Below are 21,752 nucleotides of genomic sequence, written 5' to 3'. Positions count from 1 at the left end.
GCCGATGCGGAATTTCAGGCCGCTCAGATCGGCAACCGTCTTGACCTCCTTCCGGAACCAGCCGCCCATTTGGCAGTTCGTGTTGCCGGCCAGCAGCGAAGTCACGTTGTAGCTCTTGTAGAATTCGTTAAGCAGGTCTTTTCCGCCACCGATCAGGAACCAGCCTTGATTGAGGCGCGCGTTGGGCCCAAACGGCAACGAAGTGCCGAAGGTGAAGGTCGGGTCCTTGCCGAAGTAGTAGTATGAAGAGGTGTGCCCCATTTCGACGGTGCCGTTCTGCACCGCGTCGAGCACCTGCAGGCCCGGCACGATTTCACCGGCGGCGAAAAGCTGGATCTTGAATTTGTTGTCGGTGGCCTCTGCGACCGCTTTGCACATGACTTCGGCGCCGCCGTAAATCGTGTCCAGCGACTTCGGCCAGCTCGCGGTCATGCGCCATTTCAGCTCCGGCACGGACTGCGCAATTGCGGGCGCGGCAATCGTCGCCGCACCGGCGGCCCCGAGTCCGGTGACCTTGATAAAATCTCGACGTTTCATGATTTCTCCCATTTGAAACCCTATCGCCAGCCCGTCTCCCGACGGCCTTTGGAAAAATGAGGATGGAACGTCCCGTTCCTGATTTCCATCCCAGCGTCGTCCCAAAATGAAAAAAAAGGCCCGGCCTCATCGCAGAGACCGGGCCCACGACTTACGACTTAAGGCGTAGATTTGTCGTCCGCGGCATCACCAGCCTCTTTTAGCGACCAACTAATGAACCGAGCCGTCGATTTCCGTTCTTGGCCCGTTGCCGCCGTAGGATTTGGCGCGCTCTTCTGACCCTTACCGAATCGTGATCACCAGTCCGTTGAGGTCAGCAGCAACGATCAATCCGACCTGGCGGCCCGACACGGTAAGCACCGCGCCGTTCTGGTTGGTCAGCAGGATCGCTCCCCCACCGGGACCGGCCGCGGCCCCGGCGCCGGCTGCGACATAGACGCCATTAACGTCGGACGGCCAACGGATGTTGCTGACGGTCCCGAAGAAATCGGTTGCCGAGGCGCCAAAAGTGAAACCATAGCTCACCCCGCCGATGACTAGTGGATAATACCGGCCGTGAAATAGCAACGTGCCGCTACCGCCCGAGCCGCCAATGACAAAGCCGGCCTTGACCACGTTGAACCGGATTCGGCCGCCGTCGGCGCAGACGGCGGTCCCGAACGCGACGGTCGCGGTCAAAGCAATCAGCATGGCACGAATGGCGGATGACAATCGCATGGGCATTCCTCCCGGATAAACGTTATGATAACGCAAAGGCCACGACAGGGACCGACAACAGGGCGGTAATGGCGGCGCGGAGTTTGTCGACCTTACCCTCAAGCGCGAAGGCAGTCGACATTCCTAAAGCGACGCGTTTGTCTCCTGCCTTGAACAACTGCGGTTTGCAGTGGAAGCGCAGCAACCTTCCATGCCGGTGATCTGTGCTGCCGCGGCAATTCATTATGGGTTCACGCCTTGGATCTGTTGAGCTCCTCAAGAAGAATATAAAATCCTATAATAATGACGCGCAGTGTTGCTTGGGCGTGACCCCTCATCGAGGTGAGTATGCCCATCGCTTTTAGATCATCTCAGCGGAGCAGCCTTGGACACTGTTCTGATATTGCAGTTGGTAGCGGCGATCACCATCGCGCTGTTCGTAGCTTACAACTTTTTTCATTACGTGCTTTTTCTCCTGGTGACTCAACCGAAGGACGCGAGCAAGATCGGCCACCAGCTGAATCAATTCGAGCAGCGCCAACTAGTCGAGTGGACACCGCAGCCGAACGACTTTCTCAAGCACGATGACGAGAAGCGTACATATGATGACGTGTTCGGCACGTATCGCGATGAGCAAGCGAACTACAGCACGTGCGTGTTCCCCAGATCGGCATTTTCGTGCCCTTACGAAGCCGAATTCATTCTTCTGAAGCCGAAGGACGGGATGCGGCTGTTGGACCTCGGGTGCGGATCTGGCGCAGCGGCCGATTACCTCGCCAGCCGGCGCAGTATCGAAATTGTGTGCGTAACCAATTCATCCGTGCAAGCCGACATTTGCCGGCGTAAATTTGCAAAACTTGGAGGGCGTGGACACGTGATCGTCACGGACTTCGACAACCTCGATCTCCCGAGTGAGCATTTTGATGCCATCTATGCGCTCGAATCGATAGGCTACACCAAAGACTTGGACGCTTGGCTAGCGCGGTGCTGGCGGATGCTCAAGCCGGGAGGACGCCTGTTAATCCGCTCACCGGGGTCGCTGGATCATTGTCGCCGTGAGAAGGATTACCTGAGCGTCACCGCCTTCTTCGAAAATTGGCGCTACAATTTTGTCGGTGCCAATCTTCTCGTCTACAAGATGCGTCGACTCGGCTTCAGCCCGATCCGCTATCGGCGACTGCCATTTTGGGCCTGGGGCGTCACCTGGAACTTCCTTCAACACATGCTGTTATGGAAATACCGGCTAAAGATGCGCACATTCGTGGAATTGGAACGGATCATTTGGCGCACTTCGAAGGTATTTGTGTTCGGCAACCCGTACAACACGGTGCTAGCCACCAAGCCAGAGGCAGCATTTCGCTCCCGCCAGACTCCTGCATTGTCCGAAGTAGCGGGTGGATCCCGTTCCACTGTCCCACGCGGTCACTCCTTGTTAGATTGACCAATTCCGCATTCCTGTCATCTACCCGTAGCGGAACCACGTGGAGTTAGGCGGACTGGTCCGATATCGTCGAGGTGTAAGATGGCATGGCTGCTTGCCGGAGGTCTCGAGGAGGACCAACGCTCGTGAAGCGGGACTTCGACCTCATCGTCTATGGCGCGACGGGTTACACCGGCCGTCTCATCGCCGAATATCTGGCGACGTCCTATCGCGGCGACGATGCTCCATCCTGGGCGATCGCGGGACGCTCGACCGATAAGCTCGAGAAGGTGCGTGCCGACATCGGCGCGCCGGACGATTTGCCTTTAGTGAAGGCGGATGCCGCCGAGCCGGCCAGTCTGCGTTCGATGTGCGAGCGTGCGGCCGTGATCATCACGACGGTCGGGCCTTATCAGCTCCACGGTGCCGAGCTGGTAGCGGCCTGCGCGGCCACGGGCACGGCCTATGTTGATCTGTGCGGCGAGCCGGCTTTTATGCGGCGCATGATCGACGCGCGTCACGAAGAGGCGAAACGGACCGGCGCGCGCATCGTCTTCTCCTGCGGCTTCGATTCCATCCCGTTCGACCTCGGCGTGCTCACGTTGCAGGAGAAGGCGCGCGAGAAATACGGTCGCCCGGCGCGGCGGGTGAAAGCCCGCCTGCGCAAGGTGAAAGGCGGCATGTCTGGCGGCACCGCGGCGAGCGCTCAGGCGACGGTGGCCGCCGCCGCGCGCGATCTGGCCCTCATCCGGCTGCTGACCGATCCTTTCGCGTTGACGCCGGGGTTCACCGGGCCGCCTCAGCCGCCCGGCCTCATCCCCAAATACGACCCGAGCATCAACGTGTTGCTCGTGCCGTTCCCAATGGCGCCGGTCAACACCAAGAACGTGCACCGCACGAATTTCCTGTTGGGTCATCCCTACGGCACGGACTTCGTCTACGACGAGATGATGGTCGCGCCGGGATTTGGGGAAATCGCTCGCGTGACGACGGAGACGTTCGCCACGATGGTTTCCTTGTTCGGGACCGGTGGTCTCAGGCCCGGCGGTGGCCCGACGCGGGAAGTACGCGAGAGTGGCTTCTATGACATCCTCTTCCTTGGCGAGCTGCCGGGTGGCGGAAAGGTCGAAGCGGTAGTCACGGGCGACCGCGACCCGGGGTACGGTTCGACCAGCAAGATGATCGCCGAAAGCGCTCTCTGCCTCGTGCGCGACGTGGAGGGAGAGGGTGGCATCTGGACCCCGGGCGCTTTGATGGGTCCGGCGCTGCGCGAGCGTTTGAAGGAGCGCGCCGGCCTCACCTTCAGCGCGCGTTGAGGTAACGCTGAGAACTGTAGCGGCGGCTGGATTACCTGGATCGTAACCAACGAAAGCCAGGCTTGGCGAACGCGACCGTCAAAACCGGTTCAAAGGCCGCGCTTTTGGCCCGTTGCTGCCGTGGGATTTGGCGCGGATGTCCGCTTTACGCCAAAACCGGTCCCGGTCACCGGCTTCACGGGACTCGGAAATGCCGACTTGTAACGACTTAAATTGACTCCAATCCGTTTATATGGGGTCTGGTCTCGACCACGCAGCGATGCCAGCCCTGCCTATTGCGATTTGGTCGCAAGCAGGGCGTCCGCCCACAGAACCAGCGACACGACCGCGGCGAGCGCAGAGGCGATCGCCAGAATCCGCATCCTGCGGGCCGAATTCCCGTCGCACTGCTCTGCAGCGGCCGCGCTGGTGATTGGACGGACTTGCCGAGAATTTTAGAAGGCTGGAGGCCGCAACGCGGGGGCGATGATGTAAAATCCGAGCCATGAGCGAGCGTTTGTTCACAGCGGTGCGCGATTTTGTCTTGGTGCGCCTGCCCCACTATCTTCGTGTGTTTGCCATCTTTCTCATCTTCGCATCACCGGTAGTATTGGTGACGCTGTATTTTGCCCCGCTCGATCATTTCAACAAAGCGATGTATCACATCCCGTCCTTTGCATTGCTCGCGCTCTCGGCGACCATATTTTACCGACTTAGGTGGTATGCATACTTCGACCAAGACCCCTGGAGGGCGGACCCAGATCTGCTGGAGCTACCCCGGCATCTCAGGATCCTCTTCGGAATCGCAATCGTGCTGCTGTTTATAGGCCTCATTTTTTTTCCAAGGCCTTTATGAGCAATGCAGCACTTCAGCAAACAGCACGCGCTCGCAGCCGAGTTCCGTCGAACAGCCAACCAAGTTCGTGCTTGTCCTTTTGCTGCGCCGCCATGAGTCCGCATCTGCTGACGTGCTTGCGCACTTCCGCGATGTCGGCTTCTGAGGTTAGAGCGGACCTGGGATGGGGTACGATCAGATGTCCGGTTTTGGACCCGTAACAGGCATTGAGCGGCTATTCCCGTTCTGCTGGCGGAGGTGATATGTTCGGTCTGCCTCCTTGCTCGCAAAAGGAAATGATCCGATGAAGGTGAGTTGGATGGGTGTGCGGATCGGGATGACGGTTCTTGCTCTGGGCCTGGGCCTGTTTGCCGTACCGACCTCGCTCACAGCGCAAAAAGCCGAGGGAGTATCGCGTGTCGGCTGGCTTGAGGTATGTGGCCCCGCTCCGCGGCGACCCAATTTCGATATCTTCCGCGCTCGACTGGCGGAACTAGGCTACGTCGAGGGAAAGAACCTCCATATCGAGCAGCGATTTGCAGACTGCCGGTACGACCTTATGCCGGGCTTGGCCACTGAACTCGTGCAAGCGCCGGTCGATGTTTTATTCACGATGGGCACGAGGGCGTCTCGTATCGTCTCCGAAGCCGTGAAAACCACACCGCTTGTTGTCTACTCGTGTGATCCTTTCGAGCATGTCACCCGCATTGCCCGGGGCCGTGGAAATCTGACAGGCGTTACGTGCATGACAACTGAACTCAGCCCCAAGCGCCTTGAACTGCTTCACGAGGCAGTTCCGGCGGCATCGAGAGTAATGTTTCTTCATGACCCTCAAGCTGCTCCGAACGCATGGAAGCTGACCCAGGAAGCCGCACCTCGTCTCGGTATCACATTGCAGCAGGCCAGGGTTGGCGCGGCCGACGAGCTGCTGCCAGAACTTAGAATGGTAGAGACAGAGCATCCTGACGCGCTGTTCGTGTATCCCGATGTCGTTCTCAGCTCCTATCCCCGACCTCAGCAGCTCGCCGAATTTGCCATCAAGGCCCACCTGCCCATGATGAGTGCGTTCCGCTTTTTCACAGAAGCCGGCGGTCTTATGTCCTACGGCGCGACCGCATCGGAGATTTATGCGAGCGCTGCTGAGCAGGTCGCCAAGATCTTGGCTGGTGCTCGGCCGAGCGAGATCCCGCTGCGAGAGGCGACGCGGTTCGAATTGGTGATCAACAATTGGACTGCGAAAAAGCTCGGGATCACAATTCCGCCATCGCTCCTGGTGCGAGCCGACGAGGTGATCGAATCGCCGCCGCCGTTTGCTACACATTAGTCCGGAAGTGGCCCATCGCGTCGTTTCAAGGGTCCCGCCTTCCAAGGACCCGCGAAACCGATGAGCGGTGGTCAGGCCGTCACTGCCTGCATTACGGCACGGCATCAAACGCGGGGGCGGTGCTGTGACGATTGACACACGCGGCGCACTCTCCCTGCTAGTATAGATGCGAGCTGCGGGTTCGAGCCACAGGTGGGACAGATGAACCAGCACGACTTCGTCCGGCCCCCGTATATGAAGCGACGCGCGTTGATCACCCTTTTTTTTGCGGGCGTCGTCGCCTTGCCAATGATCGCGAATGCGCAACTGCCAAAGCAGCGGCGGATCGGCGTTCTGAGCTCTTTCAGCGAGAGTGACGCGAGAACCTCAGATCGTGCGGCGTTCCGTAAACGGCTTGAGGAGCTGGGATGGCAAGGCGGCCGCAATATCGAGTTTCAGTACCGCTGGGCAGCAGGCGACATTGACAAGCTTCCGGCGCTTGCCAAGGAGTTGGTCGGAAACCGCCCGGACGTTCTAGTGGCGGAGACGACGCCGGCGACGGCTGCGCTTCTGGCGGAGACGCGCACGCTTCCCATCATCTTTGTAGGAGTGACCGATCCGGTGGCGAGCGGGTTCGTTACCAGCCTGACGCGGCCGGGCGGGAACGCCACCGGGTTCATCGCGATCAACTTCGAAGCTACGCTCGGTGGCAAATGGGTGGAACTCAGCAAAGAGTTGATGCCGACAGTGCAACAGGTCGTGATGATCTATAATCCGGCGGCAGCGACCTTCGCCGATTACTACTTGCGTCCGTTCGAGGCCGCAGGGCGGGCGCTAGCGGTGCAGACGAAGGTAGTGGCTGTCCGTAACGACGCCGAGATCGACAGCGCGATAGGCGATCTTGCACGCGAACCGGGCACCATCCTCGTTGTCCTGCCTGATGCCTTCACGGCGACACATCGCGACGTGATCGCTTTGTCGGCTCGCCGCTATCATTTGCCCGCGGTGTGCCCCTATCGCTTCTTCGCCGAAGCAGGATGCCCTCTCTCTTACGGTCTCGTCGACGTTGACATGTTTCTCGGCGCAGCGTCATACGTCGATCGCATCCTGCGGGGTGCCAAGCCCGCAGACCTGCCGGTCCAGGCACCGACCAGGTTCGAGATGATCATCAATCTCAAAGCCGCAAAAGCAGTCGGCCTCGCCATCCCACCGTCGCTTCTCGCCCGCGCCGACGAGCTGATTGAATGAGCAGCCCAGTTCTGCTTCTGGCACTTTTCCGAAGTGATCCGACTGACCGACGATGTCCGTTCACGGGACAAAGGCGGAAGTCGCGGTCTAGTGTGGCGGTTCAGAAGTCCGCACCATTGCAGCCCGCGAGTTCGTCGTGCCGACTGGATCGCGGCAAAATCATGCGAACTTCGGAATCAGGACGCTGCCGCGTGGACCCATTGACACGCGGCCAAATTCGGATTGATGCCTGGCGCCTTCCAAAAAAAAGCCCTGCCGTGAGGCAGGGCTTCCGAGGCTCTTGCAATCGATTGCTTTGCGTGGTCGATCGCCGTTGCAGTTTGGATCAGGGTTGCTGCGGCTCATTGCCGTTGTTGAAGGTGAGCAGCGGCTGCCAAGTCGCGCAGAAATGATCGGTGCTGAAGGTGTTGAAGGGATGCGGCCCTTGCGGTGCGAGCAGCCCTGGCGGTGTGAGCGACTGGATCTTCTGATTGCCATGGTCATCCAAGTCGCCATCGGCATCGGAGTCGCTCCGCGCATTGAAGTGCGGCCAGTGCGGCAGCTGGTCGCTCGGCTTAAGGCTGACAAGGGTGGCAAGATCCCTGCTGCTCCTGTTAGGATCGCCGGTCTTCACGAAATTGGCCCAGTAGGTCTTCATTTGGTTCGCCAGCGTCACTTGCGCGGGGGTGAAGTTCGATCCGAAGTTGAAGATGTACTGGAGTTCGGCTGCGTGCTGCGAAGCCGTCGTGAAGCCTGAGCCATTCGATCCCGGACCTGGGACGCCGGCCTTGCTCGGAGCGTTTGGATCGTTGAACTCGTAAGCAAAGACCTTCACTCGCCTGGACAGGTCGCTGTTTGAATCAAAACCGTTACAGGCGAACACGAAGTCGGTGAAGATCTGTGAGAGCGCCTCATCGACGTTGCCGCCTCCGAAGTTGTTGTTGAGGCCGGGGATCGTCGAGGTTGTCTGCGGAACGAAGTTATGGAAGTTCGCGATCGGGTATTCGCTTTCCGCTGTCGCCGAGGCGGCAACGACCGCCTCGGTGAAGGCCGAGGTCGCGGTCTGATTGGACGGCGTGGCCGTCACGAGAGTTTGAAGAAAGAACTGGATCTCCTGCAAGTAGGTGCAGGTCGCCGGCGTGCCGGTGAACTGCGGTGTCGCACAGAGAATGTTCGCGACCTGAAGGTCGAAGCTCGCCGGGCCGCCGGCGGCGAAGATTGTCGCAGTGGTGCCAAAGGGAGCGGTGACCGCCTTTGGAAAGAAGCTCGACTCGAACAGTCGGCCCTCATTGAGGTTGGTACCCTGGAGCACCGGGACCTGGTTGAACCGGCCGGTCGAAAAGGCCGTATGGAGGTCAAGCGGGAGGATTTTCGTGCCGAAATTGGGCGCGATGCCGAAGCCGCCGAAGTCCCTTTCATTCGCGAAGACTTGCGCTGCAGCCAGTCCCTGGAGGCAGGCCAGGGTCAAGTTGCCGCCGCAGAATTGGTTGGCGTCTTGCTGAGCGAAAGTGTTGCTAAGGGTCTGGTAAGTGGCGAGCGATGGCACGTCATGGTACATGTACGCGCCGCTCTCGATGATCGCACCGCCGAACAGATCGTGGCCGGTGAGGCCCCTGAAGGTGTTCGTGGAGGCAAGATGCGACGAGACGCTGAGACCGCCGGCTGATTCGCCGCCGATCGTCACAGTCTCCGGATCACCGCCGAAAGCCGCAATGTTGTCGTGGACCCAGGCCATCGCGAATTGTTGGTCCATGAAACCGTAGTTGCCGGCGTCGCCGACGTTCTGAAAGGCGTTGGGCGCGGTCGCCGCCAGCACGCTGGCTGCGAGGAAGCCGAGGCTCCCGAGGCGATAATTGATCGTGACGACGATGATTTCGTTCCCGGCCACCATCACCGACGGGTCGTAGTCGGACCCGGCGCCGTTGACGAGCGCGCCGCCGTGAATCCATATGAAAACCGGCAGCTTGGACTTCGCGGTGGCGGTGGACGGCGTATAGACATTGAGGAACAGGCAATCCTCGGAATCGGTAGCCCGACCCTGCACGCAGGTGTGGCCGAAGGCATTCGCGATGATCGATCCCTGGCCGGGATTGGGCGCCTGGGGCGGCTTCCAGCGCAATGTGCCTACCGGCGCCTGGCCGTAGCGGATACCGAAGAAGGCGTTGACGCCGCTCGCCGGATCTCCCGGGAGTTCCTGGAAGTTCTTCAGGCCCGTATAGGTGCCGGTCGTCGTGACGACGGGGCCGTAAACTGTGCATTCGACGCCGATGCGGTAGCCAGGATGCAAGCGGCGCTGATTGCGCCGATTACGCCAAGCCGGAACTGCCGTAACTGCTCTCTCATGGACTTCCCTTTTCCCTAAGGGCCGGCATCACCGGCCTATTTCCTGTTTCCGGCGACTTCTGTGGTGCCGGTCATCGATTGCCGGCAGTCTCGCCGACAACGCAAGGATGACGGCGATCCAATCTGCACGCAAGCGAATCTTGCATGAAAATACCCATTTGGAGACGTCCTCCATGTCAGGGTTCTGCCTTCTCGTTTCGTACTGCGGAATTCGTTTGCATGAACGAGTGAGGCTTACTCACCAGACGTCCGAATCTGGCCCAGCCGTCGCAAATTGATGCGAACTTCGGAATCAAGGCGCTGAAGCGTGATGGCTTCAGGTCGAATTGCCATCGCGCTTTGGCTGTTGTTACCGCATGATCTTTCGGAAAACCGCTACACGCTTTTGCGGATCATGCGCCAGCAACCGATCCCAAAGTTGCGCCGGAACAAGCAGATTTGGTGAGAGCCGCGTTAGCGTTCAGTTTGTAACGGAGGATGCGCATGCCCATAGGTTTTGATGATCTGGTCGATGATGTCATGAGCCGATCGCCGCAGGCGATCGGCGTGTTTCTTCGCTTCAAGATGCGCTGCGTGGGTTGTCCGATCGCCTGTTTCCACACCGTGGACGATGCCTGCCGCGAGCATGGTGTCGACCGCGAGGCCTTTCTGGCCGCGCTGTGCGCCTGCATGTGATTTGCGCTGCTCACGGTCGGTTGGGTGGTCCGCCCGGGGATTCCTCGGCGAGCACCAGCAGTTTGTGGGGCTCGCGCACGACAATGCGCTGCCGCCCGCTCTCGATCAGCCCTCGTTGCTCCCACCCGCTGAGAATGCGGCTGACCGTGTGGAGCGTCGTGCCGGTCATTTGCGCAATGTCCTGACGGCTGATCGGAAAACCGATCTCGACACCGTGTTCGACCTTATGTCCGGCCTGCTTTGCCAGCCGAAGCAGCGCGTGCGCAACACGCTGTTCGACCTGTTGGGTCGACATCTCGACCACGCGGGTGTGGGTTTCCTGCAACCGGCTTCCGATGGTCTGCAACGTGTTGGTGGCGAGTGCCGGAAATCGCGACACCAGACGCGGCCATGTCGCCGATGGCCATGCGAGCGCGACGCTGTCGTCCACGGCGGTCGCCGTGGCAGGGTAGCGCTTTAGCCCGATCGCCGGCGCAACACCAAAGGTTTCGCCGGGCGCGACGTAGCGCACCACCACCTGCTCCCCCGCCGGCGTGGTCTTGCTGGCGCGCACATGGCCGTGCAGCAGGACGAAGAAGGAATGCGCATCTTCGCCCTCTGCGAATACATTGCGGTTCTTTGCAATCCGCAGCGAACGCGCCTCGTGCAGGATCTCGGTGAGTTCGTCAGCGGAAAAGCCTGCAAACAGCGGCAGGTTGGCAACCAGCGAACGATCGACCGTAGCCATATTTCCTCGCTGCACCGTGAATTTCAGTCGAATCTAGAGCATGATCCGGAAAAGTGGAAACCGGTCTTCCGAAAAGATCACGCTAAAAAAAAGAAATCAGATCGGCATCGGGTTCCGATCAAGCGGAAGTTTGCGCTGTCGCAACGAGCGTTCCAACGTGGCCGGTACAATCAACGGGCAATTTCGTCGCATCACGGGAGCCGCTGATGACGAGCCGTTCGCATCCACCAACCCACGAAGCCTGGCCACTGTTCTCGTACGGCTTCCGGCCTTTCTTCCTGCTGGGCTCCATCTATGCCGGATTGGCCATCCTCGTCTGGCTGCCGCTGTTCTATGGCGAGATCACGCTCTCCTCGGTGCTTGCGCCGCGCGACTGGCACGTGCACGAGATGCTGTTTGGTTATCTGCCGGCCGTGATCACGGGCTTTCTGTTCACCGCTATACCGAACTGGACCGGACGATTGCCGATCCGCGGCAAGCCGCTGATGGGCCTGGTGGCGGTCTGGCTGGCGGGACGCGTGTGCGTGACCTTCTCGGCCCTTAGCGGATGGCTCGCCGCCATGCTCGTCGATGCAAGCTTTCTGCTGCTGGTCGCCTCCGCGGCAAGCCGCGAAATTCTCGCCGGAAGCAATTGGCGAAACATGAAAGTCGTGATCCTGCTCTCGTTGCTGCTCGTGGCCAACGCCGCTTTCCATCTCGAGGCGCATTTTGAAGGCACGGCCGAGGTCAGCATCCGCCTCGGTATCGCGGTGATCGTATTGCTGATCGCCCTGATGGGCGGGCGCATCGTGCCGAGTTTTACCCGCAACTGGCTGGTGCGCGAAAATCCCGGCCGCTTGCCGGCACCGTTTGGCCGTTTCGATATCGTCGCGATCGCTGTCGGCGCGCTGGCACTATTGTCCTGGATCGTCAGTCCGGCCGGCATCCTCAGCGCCGGCATCCTGGCGGTGGCGGGATTGCTGCATCTGGTCCGGCTCGCCCGCTGGGCCGGGGACCGCACCACCCGGGAGCCGCTGCTTCTAATCCTGCATATCGGCTATGCGTTCGTGCCATTTGGTTTTCTGCTCAACGCCGCCGCAGCGTTGGGACAGTTTCCGACCAGCGGTGGCATTCACGCCTGGATGGCAGGGGCGGCCGGCGTCATGACGCTTGCAGTGATGAGCCGCGCGACGCTCGGGCACACCGGCCAGCAACTCACCGCATCCCTCGTCACGCAGGCGATCTACGCGGCGGTCGTCCTGGCCGCGATTTCGCGTATATGTGCGGTGCTGGAGCCCGCTTACAGCATGAGTTTGCTGCATATTGCCGCGTTTTCCTGGGCGGCGGCATTTTTTGCCTTCGCGCTTGCGTTCGGGCCAGTTTTGATCGGCAGCCACAAGCAAGCGCGATCGGTGCGAAACGCTGCAGCCTAACGCTCCGGTAGTTCCACAACCACAAGTCGTAGCCTATGGCAAGAATAACCAAAAGATGTGACAAAACAGGCGGTTAAAATCGCGCTTGCGAAGTATTCCACGCAGACCTCAAAGATGATCTTCCCTGACAACTGTCACATCTTTGCCAAGAGTCTGATATAGCTCTCGACTAGGCGAATTTGCGTGTAGATGAGTTCCATAGTTCCATCGGAACTTATCTTAGGTTAATTACCTAAGTTAATTACCAAGTACCTAACGGGTTGTATGTTTGAGCTAGGCAGGGACAATCGGGGCTGGTTTTCTGAAGTAATACGGTGACGTCCTTATTGGAGCGGCTGCTATATTATGTCGAGTGAGCCGGCTGTGCCCACCTATATCCTTCAGAGTGATGGCCTCTTCCGCGAGGGGCTGAGGCTAATACTTTCGAGCACTCGGTTTCGTCCCCAAGGCTGCGCCATTGAACTGGATGATCTCACCGGGGTCCCTTCCGACAAGCCGATTTTGTTCATCATCGGGGTGGGCGCCGATCAGGCGGTGATTTGCAGCAAGATTCGCGGCCAGTATCCGTTGGCGTTCATCGTCGCGGTGGCTGACGAAAGCAATCCGCGCTTTCTTGCCGGCGCGCTTGACGACGGAGCCAACGCGGCGCTCTTCAGTTCTGTCAGCCCGAATGCTCTCGTCAGCACCCTTCAGGCAGTGATCAACGGAAAAGTTATTCTCATCGATTCCCGCCTCTGGTCGCTGGAGATCCAGCCCAAGGCCGAGGAGCGGCTGTCGCCTCCGCTGCAAAATGAAATCCCTCAAAACGAGATCACTCAACATGAGATGCAGTGGGTGGAAGCCGACGAGCCTCACGCCATGAAGCAATTGTCCGCGCGCGAGGTCGCCATCCTCGAGCGCATCGTTCGCGGAGATTCCAACAAGCACGTCGCGCGGTTTTTCAAGATCGCCGAACCGACCGTGAAGGCCCATGTGAAGGCGATCTTCAGAAAGATCGGCGCGAGCAATCGCACCCAGGCGGCGATCTGGGCCCTGAACAGCAGGCTGTTCGACGAGGCCGCCCCGCACGATCTTCCCCTGCTGCTCCACAACGGCTCAGGCCGCAATGGCGCGTCCGACCCCGCGTGAAACCAGTCATCGCCGGGCTCGATATCAAACTTCGCAAAAGCCTTTTTTGACAAAGCAGGATGGGTGCGCGGGTCAAGCCCGTGCATGACGAAATGCGCCAAGGGCGAGGAAGGATGTCAGCTCCTGGAAGCCCAATGCGTTCGTGCGTCCGTGGAGCGGGGAGCGGCGGAGCCGACCCTGGTGCCCTGCCGCCCGGTCGCGACCTCGATCACGGACACGACGGCAAGCACGATGGAGACGAACAGCGCAAGCTGGCTCACGTTCACGGATGGCTTCGGTTCCGGTGTCGGCTGCGGATCGAACTCACGCGGATCGAGCTGAATCAGGTCCTGGTTTGTTTCCGGCCAGCGGTCCATCAGCTTGACAGGCCGCACAAGCGGCGCGACGGCCGGCACGACGGCTTCAGGCGTGGCGAGGCGTACTTCGGCGCGCGCTGGACGGCGGTCATAGGTCCAGCATCCGTCACCGTCCTTGGTCAGGTTTCGCGTCGGCCATGTCCGCGCCGCTTCGGCCTGGTCGAGGCAGTGACGCGAAGCGTGGGCCGTTGAGGATAGCGCCAGCGCCATGATCGTCAGCGTCGCAGCGATCGGCGGCAGGCCATGCCGCAGGCGAACGTAGTTTCCGATGCTCGCGGTATCGGAGGCGTCGAAGTGATCGTCGTCGGGGTTGTACCATTGCGCGAAACATTCCCGGCAGATTCTTGCGTCGCCATGCCAGAACGATCCCCTGACGTAGTCGACATCGCGCCGGCAACAATCGCAGATCATCGCTGCCCCTCCTCGACGACGCGCCGCATCTCTTCGCGCGCCGCGCGCCGGTCAAGCTCCTGGGTCAACTGTTCGGCCCTGCCGTTCGGGTCGGAATAGAACCGTGCACGATCCAACGGTTCGTCGGCGGTTCTTGTCATCGTGCAGCCGCCGACCAGGACGGCGAGCAACACGATGACCGCCGGTGCCGCAACCACGAGGTACGGCACCGCCGAGTAGATGATCACGCGGCCTCCTCGGCAGCCTTGGTCGCAATCTTGTCGCGGAAGCTCTCGCAAAGACTGCGGACTTCATCGGTGGCCTTCGAGCACTGCTCGATCTCGTCGAACATGCGCTTGCCTTCCTTGCGATAACGCTGCGCCGTGGTCTTGATGTCCTTGAGCATGGATGACGCCGATGCGGTGAGTTGCTCGCAGCGCTGCACCATCTCGTTCATCGTCTGGCCCATCGCCTCGATTTCCTTGGCGGTCGCCTCATATTCCTTGACGATGGCCTCGGCCGAGAGCTTGCCGATTTCGCTGACGTCGTCGCGATGGATGACGTATTCCGGAACCGGCCGCGGCACGTAATCGACCGCCTGGATATGCGAGTGTCTTTGTTGAACCGCCTCCTGCACGTCCTCTTCGAGCCGGCTGACATCGAAGGGCTTCACGTTCTGCGCTCTCATCGTACTCACTCCTTTTGTTACTTTTGCACTTTGGGAGCTGGACAGTTTGCGGCCAGCTCGTGGATCGTCGGGCTTTGCGCCTCGGGATTGAGGATGCATTTCGACCCGACAATTTCGATATGATCTTCTTCGAGCCGGTGACCCCAAAAGAAGCGACGAGGATCACCCGGGGGAAGAGCCTCCGTATCGTTACGTCTTGAGGAGCTGAGGTGGCTGAAACCTGCCGCGAGCTGCTCTGAGTTGTCGTCCCAGAGACACTCTCCGCACGCTACGCACTGAAACACGTGAACGGTATTGCCGCGCTGGGAATCGAGAATCGAACGAGTGAGCCGAAAGGACGCGGTACACCTCGGGCAGCGGCGCGTCGCGCTCTCAATGGGCAGTGCTTCGTAGTCCGTCATGCCGGGATCGCCCCCCTGAATGACAAGCTTCAGGCTTTCGCGCGGCACGATCTTGGCGAAGCGAGGTTAAATTGCGTCGCCGCTTCGGAACTTATTGACTAACCCATTGGGATTAGCTCTGCGAATGCACGACAAGGCGCAGAAGGATGACACTGCGAGGGTCACATCGCGTTCACGCCGAATGCCTGCTTTATGGGCAGCCGCAAACGAACGGAGAAAAGAGCGATTCGGCGCCGTCCGCGCTGCTCGCATTGTTCAAGGAAATGCCAGGGCGTGGCGGCGCAGAGGCCAGGGCCGCCGGGTATCATTCGACGACGCTGGGTGAAAACACCACTTCGATCAGCGTGCCGGAGCCCGCGCCGGTCCTGATGTGGAATTTGGCGCGATTGGCCTTGGCGAGCGCCTTGGTCAGCGAAAGGTTCGCGGGCGAACCATCGTCCGCCTGGTCGGAGGGAGGCTGGGTGCGGAACGGCTCCAGCGCGGCGGCCACTTCATCGTCGTTGAGACCCGCTCCGGTATCGCGCACCCGCAACACCACCTCGCCGAAATCGGTCAGCGCGGTCGAGACGATCACCTGACCGCCGGCCTTGGCGAGGTGGATCGAATTGCCGATCAGGTTCTGCGCGATCTGGCGCAACACGTCCGCGTCGGCAACGACCGGCGGCAGCATCTGCGCGAGCGAGGTGCGGATGATGATGCGTTGGCGATTGGCCTCTTGCTGCATCGCCGAGACGCTATTCTCGACCACTTCATTGAGGTTCTGCGGCGTAAAGGCGAGGTCGAGCCTGCCGGTCTCGATCTGGCTGAGGCCGGCAAGCTCGTCGATCAGCGCGATCACGCGTTCGCCGCAAGCGCGAATGTCCTTGATGTATTCGGCATAGCGCTCGTTGCCGAGCGCGCCGAACCGCTCGCCGATCATCACCTCGGCAAATCCGATGATGGCGTTGAGCGGCGTGCGGATCTCGTGGCTGATCCGCGCAAGCAGGTCGGCCCTGGCGTTCGCCGCGCGATCAGCCAGGCGCCGCGCCTCGCGCAATTCGTCCTCGTTCTTCCTGGTCTGCGAGAGATCGCGGAACACCGCAAAGAAATTCGGCCCCCTTGTCTGCGTGCGTCCCATGGTCATCGATAGCGGGATCAGCCCGCCGCCGCGCACGAAGGCGAGAACCTCGCGGCCGTGTTCGAGCAGGCTCGCCGCCCCGCTGCCCTTGAGGCTCGCCAGATAGTCGAGCACAGCGCCTTGGCTCTCCGGCGCGAACAGGCTTGAGAGATTGCGCTTGACGAGCTCCGAGCCGTCGTGACCGAACAGCGCTTCGGCGCTGCGGTTGCACGAGTTGACGTTGCCTTCGGCGTCGAACATCAGGATTCCGTCGGCCGTCGTATCGAGGATGGCGCCGAGCTCCTCGGCATTGGCCTCACCGACCGCTGATGGCACCGAGGCGGCCGGCGCAGCCCCAGCACTTGTTGCGACAGGACTTGTTGCGACAAGACTTGCTGCGACATCACTTGCTGCGACGCCGCCGCGCGGCCGGCCTGAGCCCGCGAAGATCAAGGCATGGGCGGATTCGCCATCCCAGCTGATCGCATGCAGGTGCGCCTCGATCGCCGATTCCTGCGCTTTGTCGGTCGAGGTTTCAGTTACGGAAATCGTCACCGGCGTGCCGGTGTCGGAGGTGCTGGCGGCATTGGAGACGCCGGGCTCGACATACAGCGCATCGAGGCCGCCGGCCTGTTCGAGCGCGTGAAGGCTCGGATAGCCGACGCGTTCGAGAAACGCCTGGTTGGCATAAAGCAGCCGGTCGAGCCGATAGATCAGGACGCCGTCCGGCAGAAGATCGAGCAGCATCCGGTCGCGCCTGCTTTCACTGCGCGCCGGCGGCTCCGGGTGCGCCAGCCAATTCGGTGTCTCGACGTGGTGCTCCCCCGATTCGGATGAAGCGCGCGACCCAGCCAGCGCCTCGGCCACCGCGGACGCCTCCGCTCCGCGTTCACCTTCAAGCCGCGCCGACAATTGCCGCGCCAGCTCGCTGAAGGCGGTGTTTTCGACCGGCGTCAGGATCGGCGCGCGCCCCTCGCCGACAGGCCGGAACGGAACGACGTTCGCAAGCGGGTCTTCGGACGCTTCCACCGGCTTGGCCACATCGTTTGGCTTCGGCGCTGCCGTTTCGACCGCGGCGACGGACTCGATCGCCTGCGCGGGCGGCGCCTCAGTGGGCGGAGGTTGATCGGCGAGGGCGGGGGAGGCGGATGCGACCGCCGCTTTCGTCGGCCGATCGCCGGATGGCTCAGGGCGGCGCTCTACCTCCAGCCGCGCCAGTTCGTCGAGATCGCGGCAAACGCCAAAGCCGCGATAGCCCCTGAAATTTCCCACATGATCGTAGATTGGCAATCCCGACATTTCGATCGGAAGCCGGCTGCCGCCATCGACGGGCCACCGCAAGATGATGCCGCTCCAGGTGCTACGCGTCGCAATCGCTTTGGCCACGCGGCCTTCCGGATCGAGACCGAAGATCTCGGTGATTTCGCCCCATGGCCGTCCGAAAGCGGCGGCGGTGTTCACGCCGATCAGGTGGGTGAACTCATCGCGGCTGGTGGCGAAACGGCCATCGGCATCCATCTGCCACATGAAGCGGAGAGGATAGCGGCGCGCCTCCGCCGCCGGCTCGAGAGCCGCGGGCTGCGCGATCGACGGCAGGGCAGGCGAGGGCATCGGCAGCGCCGGCTCGGCGGTCGAAGACGGCGCTGGCTCGAGGCCCGCTTCGGCTTCGAACAAGGATTGTTCGCGACTTTCCTCAACGCCTGAGGGCTCTGACGGATTTTCGGGCATGATTGGCTCGGCTGCAGGCGTATCCGTGGTCGCTTCCGTCTCCGTGAATTCGTCGATAAGAGCGAATTCGACCGGTGCTTCGCCTGATATCGCCGGCCGCTCATGGTCGGGCAAGGGCAGATCGCCCGGCGGCGCGACGGGTTGCGTGGCTGGCGCGGGGGCGAGCCCTGTGGGCGAAGAGGCAGCCATGTGCCGGGCATGGGTGGCTTCCGTCACGGTGGGTTCGATGATGGCGATCAGGCCCGTATCGGCACCGGTGCCGACGCGGTGCAACACCATGTGCCCGCGATTAAGGGGTGTTTCGGCGCGGCCCTCGGCAAGCGCCTGCTCGCGCGCCTGCGCAAGGCCTGGGTCCGACAGGTCGTGAATACTGCCGAGCAGGGATCGCGCGGCGCCGCGCGCAGCAACGAGCATGCCCTCGCGCGCAAAGGCCGCGACCGGCGCGTCGATGCCTTCGGTCAAGTGCCGCAAGCGCTCGGCGAGCGGCATCGGACGGCCGACCGGCTCGGTGGTCACGATCAGGATGCCAAGGTTGCCTTCGGCAAACTCGAGCCGTGCACAGAAACAGGTGATGAGCATGCCAAGCGCGGCACCGAAGCCGCGCAGGCGCTCCAGCCGGATCGCGCCCGAAGGCGGAAGCCTGCGGGCGAGCTGCGCCACCTGGCGGCGGTGCATGTCCGCAGGGCCGAAGTTTTTTTTCGAAAGGCTCATCCCGTCGGTGGCGCCGAACACTTGTGCGCCGACCGGATTGGCCCACAGCACATGCGTGCCGTCGGTCGACCAGAGCCATGCGGGCAGGGGACTTGATGCATGCGCGGCCAGCCGTGGATCGCTGATGCCTCGCAACTGGAATTCCACGGTGTTCATCGCGGCTAGAGGGACCAATCAATGCGGCTGCCGCTCGCTCGTCGCGGCGGCCACCAGGCGGGATCGTTCGTTAGTATCGCCCGGGACGCCGCACCAGCACCTTGCCGGTCGTGGCCAACGCGTTCGTAAGCTCGATCCTGCCCGCAAGGCTTGAAACCAATCATCGGCCGGGATGTGAATTTGATGTTCGCTACGCGCCCGGTGTCTCGCTTTGGCGCTCAGCCGCGGCTTCCGCGACAGTCATGAACCAGTCGCCAACCTGCTTGCCTGGGCGCGCGCGGGGAGAGGCCCGATTGCCCGAAGCAAGGAAGTTCCACGTATGCTCATATGGCATTGCACTATGATTTGGTTGCATTGCACAAAAATGCCATGATAATGTGCTCATCAATTAGGCGCCCAGAAAGGGCATTTCCGCCTGAACGACCCTACGTCGACGTCCGGCATTTTTCCGGGCGTACGAACGGTTTCCCATTGTCTCACCCAACCCCCCTTGCGAAGGATGCACCCCCCATGGCCAATCCCACCGACCCCTTCTCCGCTTCCATCATACCCTTTGAGGTCCCTGAGCAGATGCGCGCGCTGGCCGAGAAAGGCGTTTCTCAGGCCCGCGACAGCTATGCCAAGTTCAAGGACGTCGCCGAGAGCAACAACTCCACCATCGAAGCCGTGTTCGCCAGCGCCAGCAAGGGTGCCAGCGCCTATTCGGCCAAGCTCTTGGAAATCATGAAGGCCAACGCCGCCGCAAACCTCGACTTCGCGCAGGAAATGGTCAGCATCAAAACGCCTTCCGAGGCGATGGAGCTGTGGACCACTCACGCCAAGAAGCAGTTCGAAGCCTTCACCGCCTACAGCAAGGAACTGGCCGAGCTGTCGCAGAAGGTCGCGTCCGAAACCGTCGAGCCGATCAAGAACAACGCCTCGAAGCTGTTCAAGCCGGCCGCGTAAGAGCCAAGCATTCATTGAAAGAGCCCTCATCCTAAAAAAAGCCCGGGCCTAGCTGCGCCCGGGCTTTTTCTTTCGCGAGAGGGCGCCGTTTTCGTTTCCGCAAGACGCGAGGGCTCGGTGGTTCTTTTGTCCTTCATGCGGCCTTGCCAAAAAGCGGCGTTGCACCTAGTTTCCGCCCTCATTTCGGGGCCTTTTTTGAGCCCCTGCAACGGATGCAGTTGTAGCTCAGTTGGTTAGAGCGCCTGACTGTGGATCAGGAGGTCGGTGGTTCGAGCCCACCCAACTGTACCAAAAAAATAAGCTAAATCATAACATTAAGGCGCAAGTCTGCTACAGTCAATTTCTGTCGTCCTCTGGCGGACCCACAGCGGACCCGCCTGGTTAAGTAATCGGGATCCGCAACGAGCCCTGCATGCCGACGTCTAAGAAAGTACGCAAGATCATAACAGAGAACGAGGTGCCTCGCGTTTTTGACGCCGATTGCATTGAGAGGTTGGCACGGATTTACCAACTTCCTCCCGCGGCCAATCTGTTCCGCTTTGGGGAAGGAGTGCGCGAGGCAGCACTGCTCTTTGCACGAGATGCCCTCGAACCCAACGTCAACCAGGTGAACAGCGAAATCGCGGCGTTGTGGAAGGCTGTTGACCCAGCCACGCCACCGCAGTGGGAAGCAATGACAAACGCGATGGAGGCCTTATCCCCCCGGGCACGCCAGATTCTCGTTTACCGCGGCAGCCAGCGCAGTGCGGCCACTCTTTTGCCGGCACCCGAGTCGCTACGCGATCCCGAACGGCGGGACGCCGCCCGCGCCGTAATCGTCAAACTTGCGTCGTATGGCAGGGAATTGGTCGAGGGTCGGAGCCGTGGGGGCGGGAGACGGTCGGGACCGCGCGTGAAGGTTGATCTGTTTGCGCCTGAAAAAAGCACGAGCCCGCCGCGGTACAATGCCGAACGGATGTTTGTCATGAGGCTGCAACATGCCTGGTTTGATAGCACCGGCAAACAGGCGGTTCGGACTGCTCGACGACCTGAAAAAGTTGAGCCTGGCAGTTCAGAGATCCTTCGAGACCTGGGGCCATTTGCTCAATTTGTTCGCGAATGCTTTCGCCTGGTCGGCACACCAGAAGTGGATGCCGTCGAGCGAATTAACGAAGTGCATCGTTTCACCACGCAACTGGCATCGAACAACCCGTGACTGACATGGTGGGTCACCGGACGTAAGGCTCACGTCGTTGGCCGTCATCAATGACGGCTTGAGAGGTGAGCATGACAGGCGAGGACATAAGTGACCGGTTGCTTACGCAACGCGAATACGCCCGCTATCGACGCTGCTCTGTTCGTACGGTTGAGCGCGAGCGCGCCGTCGGTACCGGATGTCCCTACGTCCGGATAGGCGCACGCATACTTTACAGGCTTGCGGATGTCGATCGTTTCGTCGACGCGCACCGGATCGGCGGATCCGATTTGCCCAAAAGGGGTCTCGCTGCCTCGAGCGGGCCTCCTGTTGATACGAGGGCCTCCTCAAAGGTCATGCGATGACTGCCGCGGAAATCGCTGCGGCGCTCGGCGACGCGCGCCATGAGGGCGGAGCCTGGCGCTGCCGGTGCCCCCTACACGGCGGGCGAAGTCTTATAGTCCGCGATGGCGATGGCGGATGCATCCTGGTGACGTGTTGGGGCGGCT

At 61.0% G+C, this 21,752-nt stretch carries 18 protein-coding genes and 1 tRNA gene; 11 read left to right on the top strand and 8 right to left on the bottom strand.

The annotated features are described in order from the left end of the window. On the bottom strand, nt 1–537 hold a 537-nt coding region (locus tag VNX23_RS10755), incomplete at its 3' end, for a twin-arginine translocation signal domain-containing protein (protein WP_325629816.1). Between the two features lie 282 nt (nt 538–819). Then, nucleotides 820–1,254, bottom strand: coding sequence for a hypothetical protein (locus VNX23_RS10750; protein ID WP_325629815.1), 435 nt, complete (start codon nt 1,252–1,254; stop codon nt 820–822). 364 nt (nt 1,255–1,618) lie between these two features. Between VNX23_RS10750 and VNX23_RS10745 the strand changes: the two genes are divergently transcribed. From VNX23_RS10745 to VNX23_RS10725, 5 genes are all read left to right on the top strand, one after another. Further along, nucleotides 1,619–2,674 (top strand): SAM-dependent methyltransferase, encoded by a 1,056-nt coding sequence (locus VNX23_RS10745; protein WP_325629814.1) that lies wholly within the window; start codon nt 1,619–1,621, stop codon nt 2,672–2,674. A gap of 125 nt (nt 2,675–2,799) precedes the next feature. After that, nucleotides 2,800–3,969, top strand: coding sequence for a saccharopine dehydrogenase family protein (locus VNX23_RS10740; protein WP_325629812.1), 1,170 nt, complete (start codon nt 2,800–2,802; stop codon nt 3,967–3,969). Nucleotides 3,970–4,453: 484 nt separating this feature from the next. Beyond that, a complete protein-coding gene (locus VNX23_RS10735; protein ID WP_325629810.1) occupies nt 4,454–4,804 on the top strand; it encodes a hypothetical protein in 351 nt (116 codons plus the stop codon). Between the two features lie 283 nt (nt 4,805–5,087). Next, nucleotides 5,088–6,107, top strand: coding sequence for an ABC transporter substrate-binding protein (locus tag VNX23_RS10730; protein ID WP_325629808.1), 1,020 nt, complete (start codon nt 5,088–5,090; stop codon nt 6,105–6,107). Between the two features lie 201 nt (nt 6,108–6,308). After that, nucleotides 6,309–7,334, top strand: coding sequence for an ABC transporter substrate-binding protein (locus tag VNX23_RS10725; protein ID WP_325629806.1), 1,026 nt, complete (start codon nt 6,309–6,311; stop codon nt 7,332–7,334). A 325-nt stretch (nt 7,335–7,659) separates the two neighbouring features. Here VNX23_RS10725 and VNX23_RS10720 read toward each other — a convergent pair whose 3' ends face one another. Continuing rightward, complete coding sequence (locus VNX23_RS10720) at nt 7,660–9,600, bottom strand: carboxylesterase/lipase family protein (RefSeq protein ID WP_325629805.1); 1,941 nt, start codon at nt 9,598–9,600, stop codon at nt 7,660–7,662. A gap of 539 nt (nt 9,601–10,139) precedes the next feature. Between VNX23_RS10720 and VNX23_RS10715 the strand changes: the two genes are divergently transcribed. Then, on the top strand, nt 10,140–10,331 hold the full coding sequence (locus VNX23_RS10715; protein WP_325629803.1) for a DUF1858 domain-containing protein: 192 nt from the start codon (nt 10,140–10,142) through the stop codon (nt 10,329–10,331). Between the two features lie 10 nt (nt 10,332–10,341). Here the strand turns inward: VNX23_RS10715 and VNX23_RS10710 are convergent, their stop codons facing one another. Then, nucleotides 10,342–11,058 carry a Crp/Fnr family transcriptional regulator gene (locus VNX23_RS10710; protein ID WP_325629801.1) on the bottom strand — a complete coding sequence of 239 codons (717 nt, stop codon included), beginning with the start codon at nt 11,056–11,058 and terminating at the stop codon, nt 10,342–10,344. A gap of 206 nt (nt 11,059–11,264) precedes the next feature. Between VNX23_RS10710 and VNX23_RS10705 the strand changes: the two genes are divergently transcribed. After that, the gene (locus VNX23_RS10705; RefSeq protein WP_325629799.1) at nt 11,265–12,470 is read left to right on the top strand and encodes an NnrS family protein; all 1,206 of its coding nucleotides are present in this window, start codon (nt 11,265–11,267) and stop codon (nt 12,468–12,470) included. 363 nt (nt 12,471–12,833) lie between these two features. After that, entirely contained in the window at nt 12,834–13,598 is a 765-nt protein-coding gene (locus tag VNX23_RS10700) for a response regulator transcription factor (protein ID WP_325629797.1), read from the top strand. Nucleotides 13,599–13,714: 116 nt separating this feature from the next. Here the strand turns inward: VNX23_RS10700 and VNX23_RS10695 are convergent, their stop codons facing one another. The 4 genes from VNX23_RS10695 to VNX23_RS10680 all read right to left on the bottom strand — a co-directional run bounded on the left by VNX23_RS10695 (nt 13,715) and on the right by VNX23_RS10680 (nt 19,124). Next, nucleotides 13,715–14,365, bottom strand: a complete 651-nt coding sequence (locus VNX23_RS10695) for a hypothetical protein (RefSeq protein WP_325629796.1) — start codon at nt 14,363–14,365, stop codon at nt 13,715–13,717. Then, a complete protein-coding gene (locus VNX23_RS10690; RefSeq protein WP_325629794.1) occupies nt 14,362–14,592 on the bottom strand; it encodes a hypothetical protein in 231 nt (76 codons plus the stop codon). Before VNX23_RS10690 ends, VNX23_RS10695 begins: the two co-directional genes overlap by 4 nt. Further along, on the bottom strand, nt 14,589–15,032 hold the full coding sequence (locus tag VNX23_RS10685; protein WP_325629792.1) for a hypothetical protein: 444 nt from the start codon (nt 15,030–15,032) through the stop codon (nt 14,589–14,591). The genes VNX23_RS10690 and VNX23_RS10685 overlap by 4 nt, the downstream gene beginning before the upstream one ends. A gap of 705 nt (nt 15,033–15,737) precedes the next feature. Then, a complete protein-coding gene (locus VNX23_RS10680) occupies nt 15,738–19,124 on the bottom strand; it encodes a PAS domain-containing protein (protein WP_325629790.1) in 3,387 nt (1,128 codons plus the stop codon). 510 nt (nt 19,125–19,634) lie between these two features. On the opposite strand from VNX23_RS10680, the gene VNX23_RS10675 reads away from it, so the two are divergent. The 3 genes from VNX23_RS10675 (at nt 19,635) to VNX23_RS10665 (ending at nt 21,264) form a co-directional block, all read left to right on the top strand. Further along, a complete protein-coding gene (locus tag VNX23_RS10675) occupies nt 19,635–20,069 on the top strand; it encodes a phasin (RefSeq protein ID WP_325629788.1) in 435 nt (144 codons plus the stop codon). A gap of 214 nt (nt 20,070–20,283) precedes the next feature. After that, a tRNA-His gene (locus VNX23_RS10670) sits at nt 20,284–20,360 on the top strand. Nucleotides 20,361–20,481: 121 nt separating this feature from the next. After that, complete coding sequence (locus VNX23_RS10665) at nt 20,482–21,264, top strand: hypothetical protein (RefSeq protein WP_325629786.1); 783 nt, start codon at nt 20,482–20,484, stop codon at nt 21,262–21,264. Nucleotides 21,265–21,752: the final 488 nt, after the last annotated feature.

Origin of the sequence: Bradyrhizobium sp. (assembly GCF_035570375.1) — a bacterium.
Lineage (GTDB): Bacteria > Pseudomonadota > Alphaproteobacteria > Rhizobiales > Xanthobacteraceae > Bradyrhizobium.
This window is presented reverse-complemented; position numbering and strand designations above follow the sequence as displayed.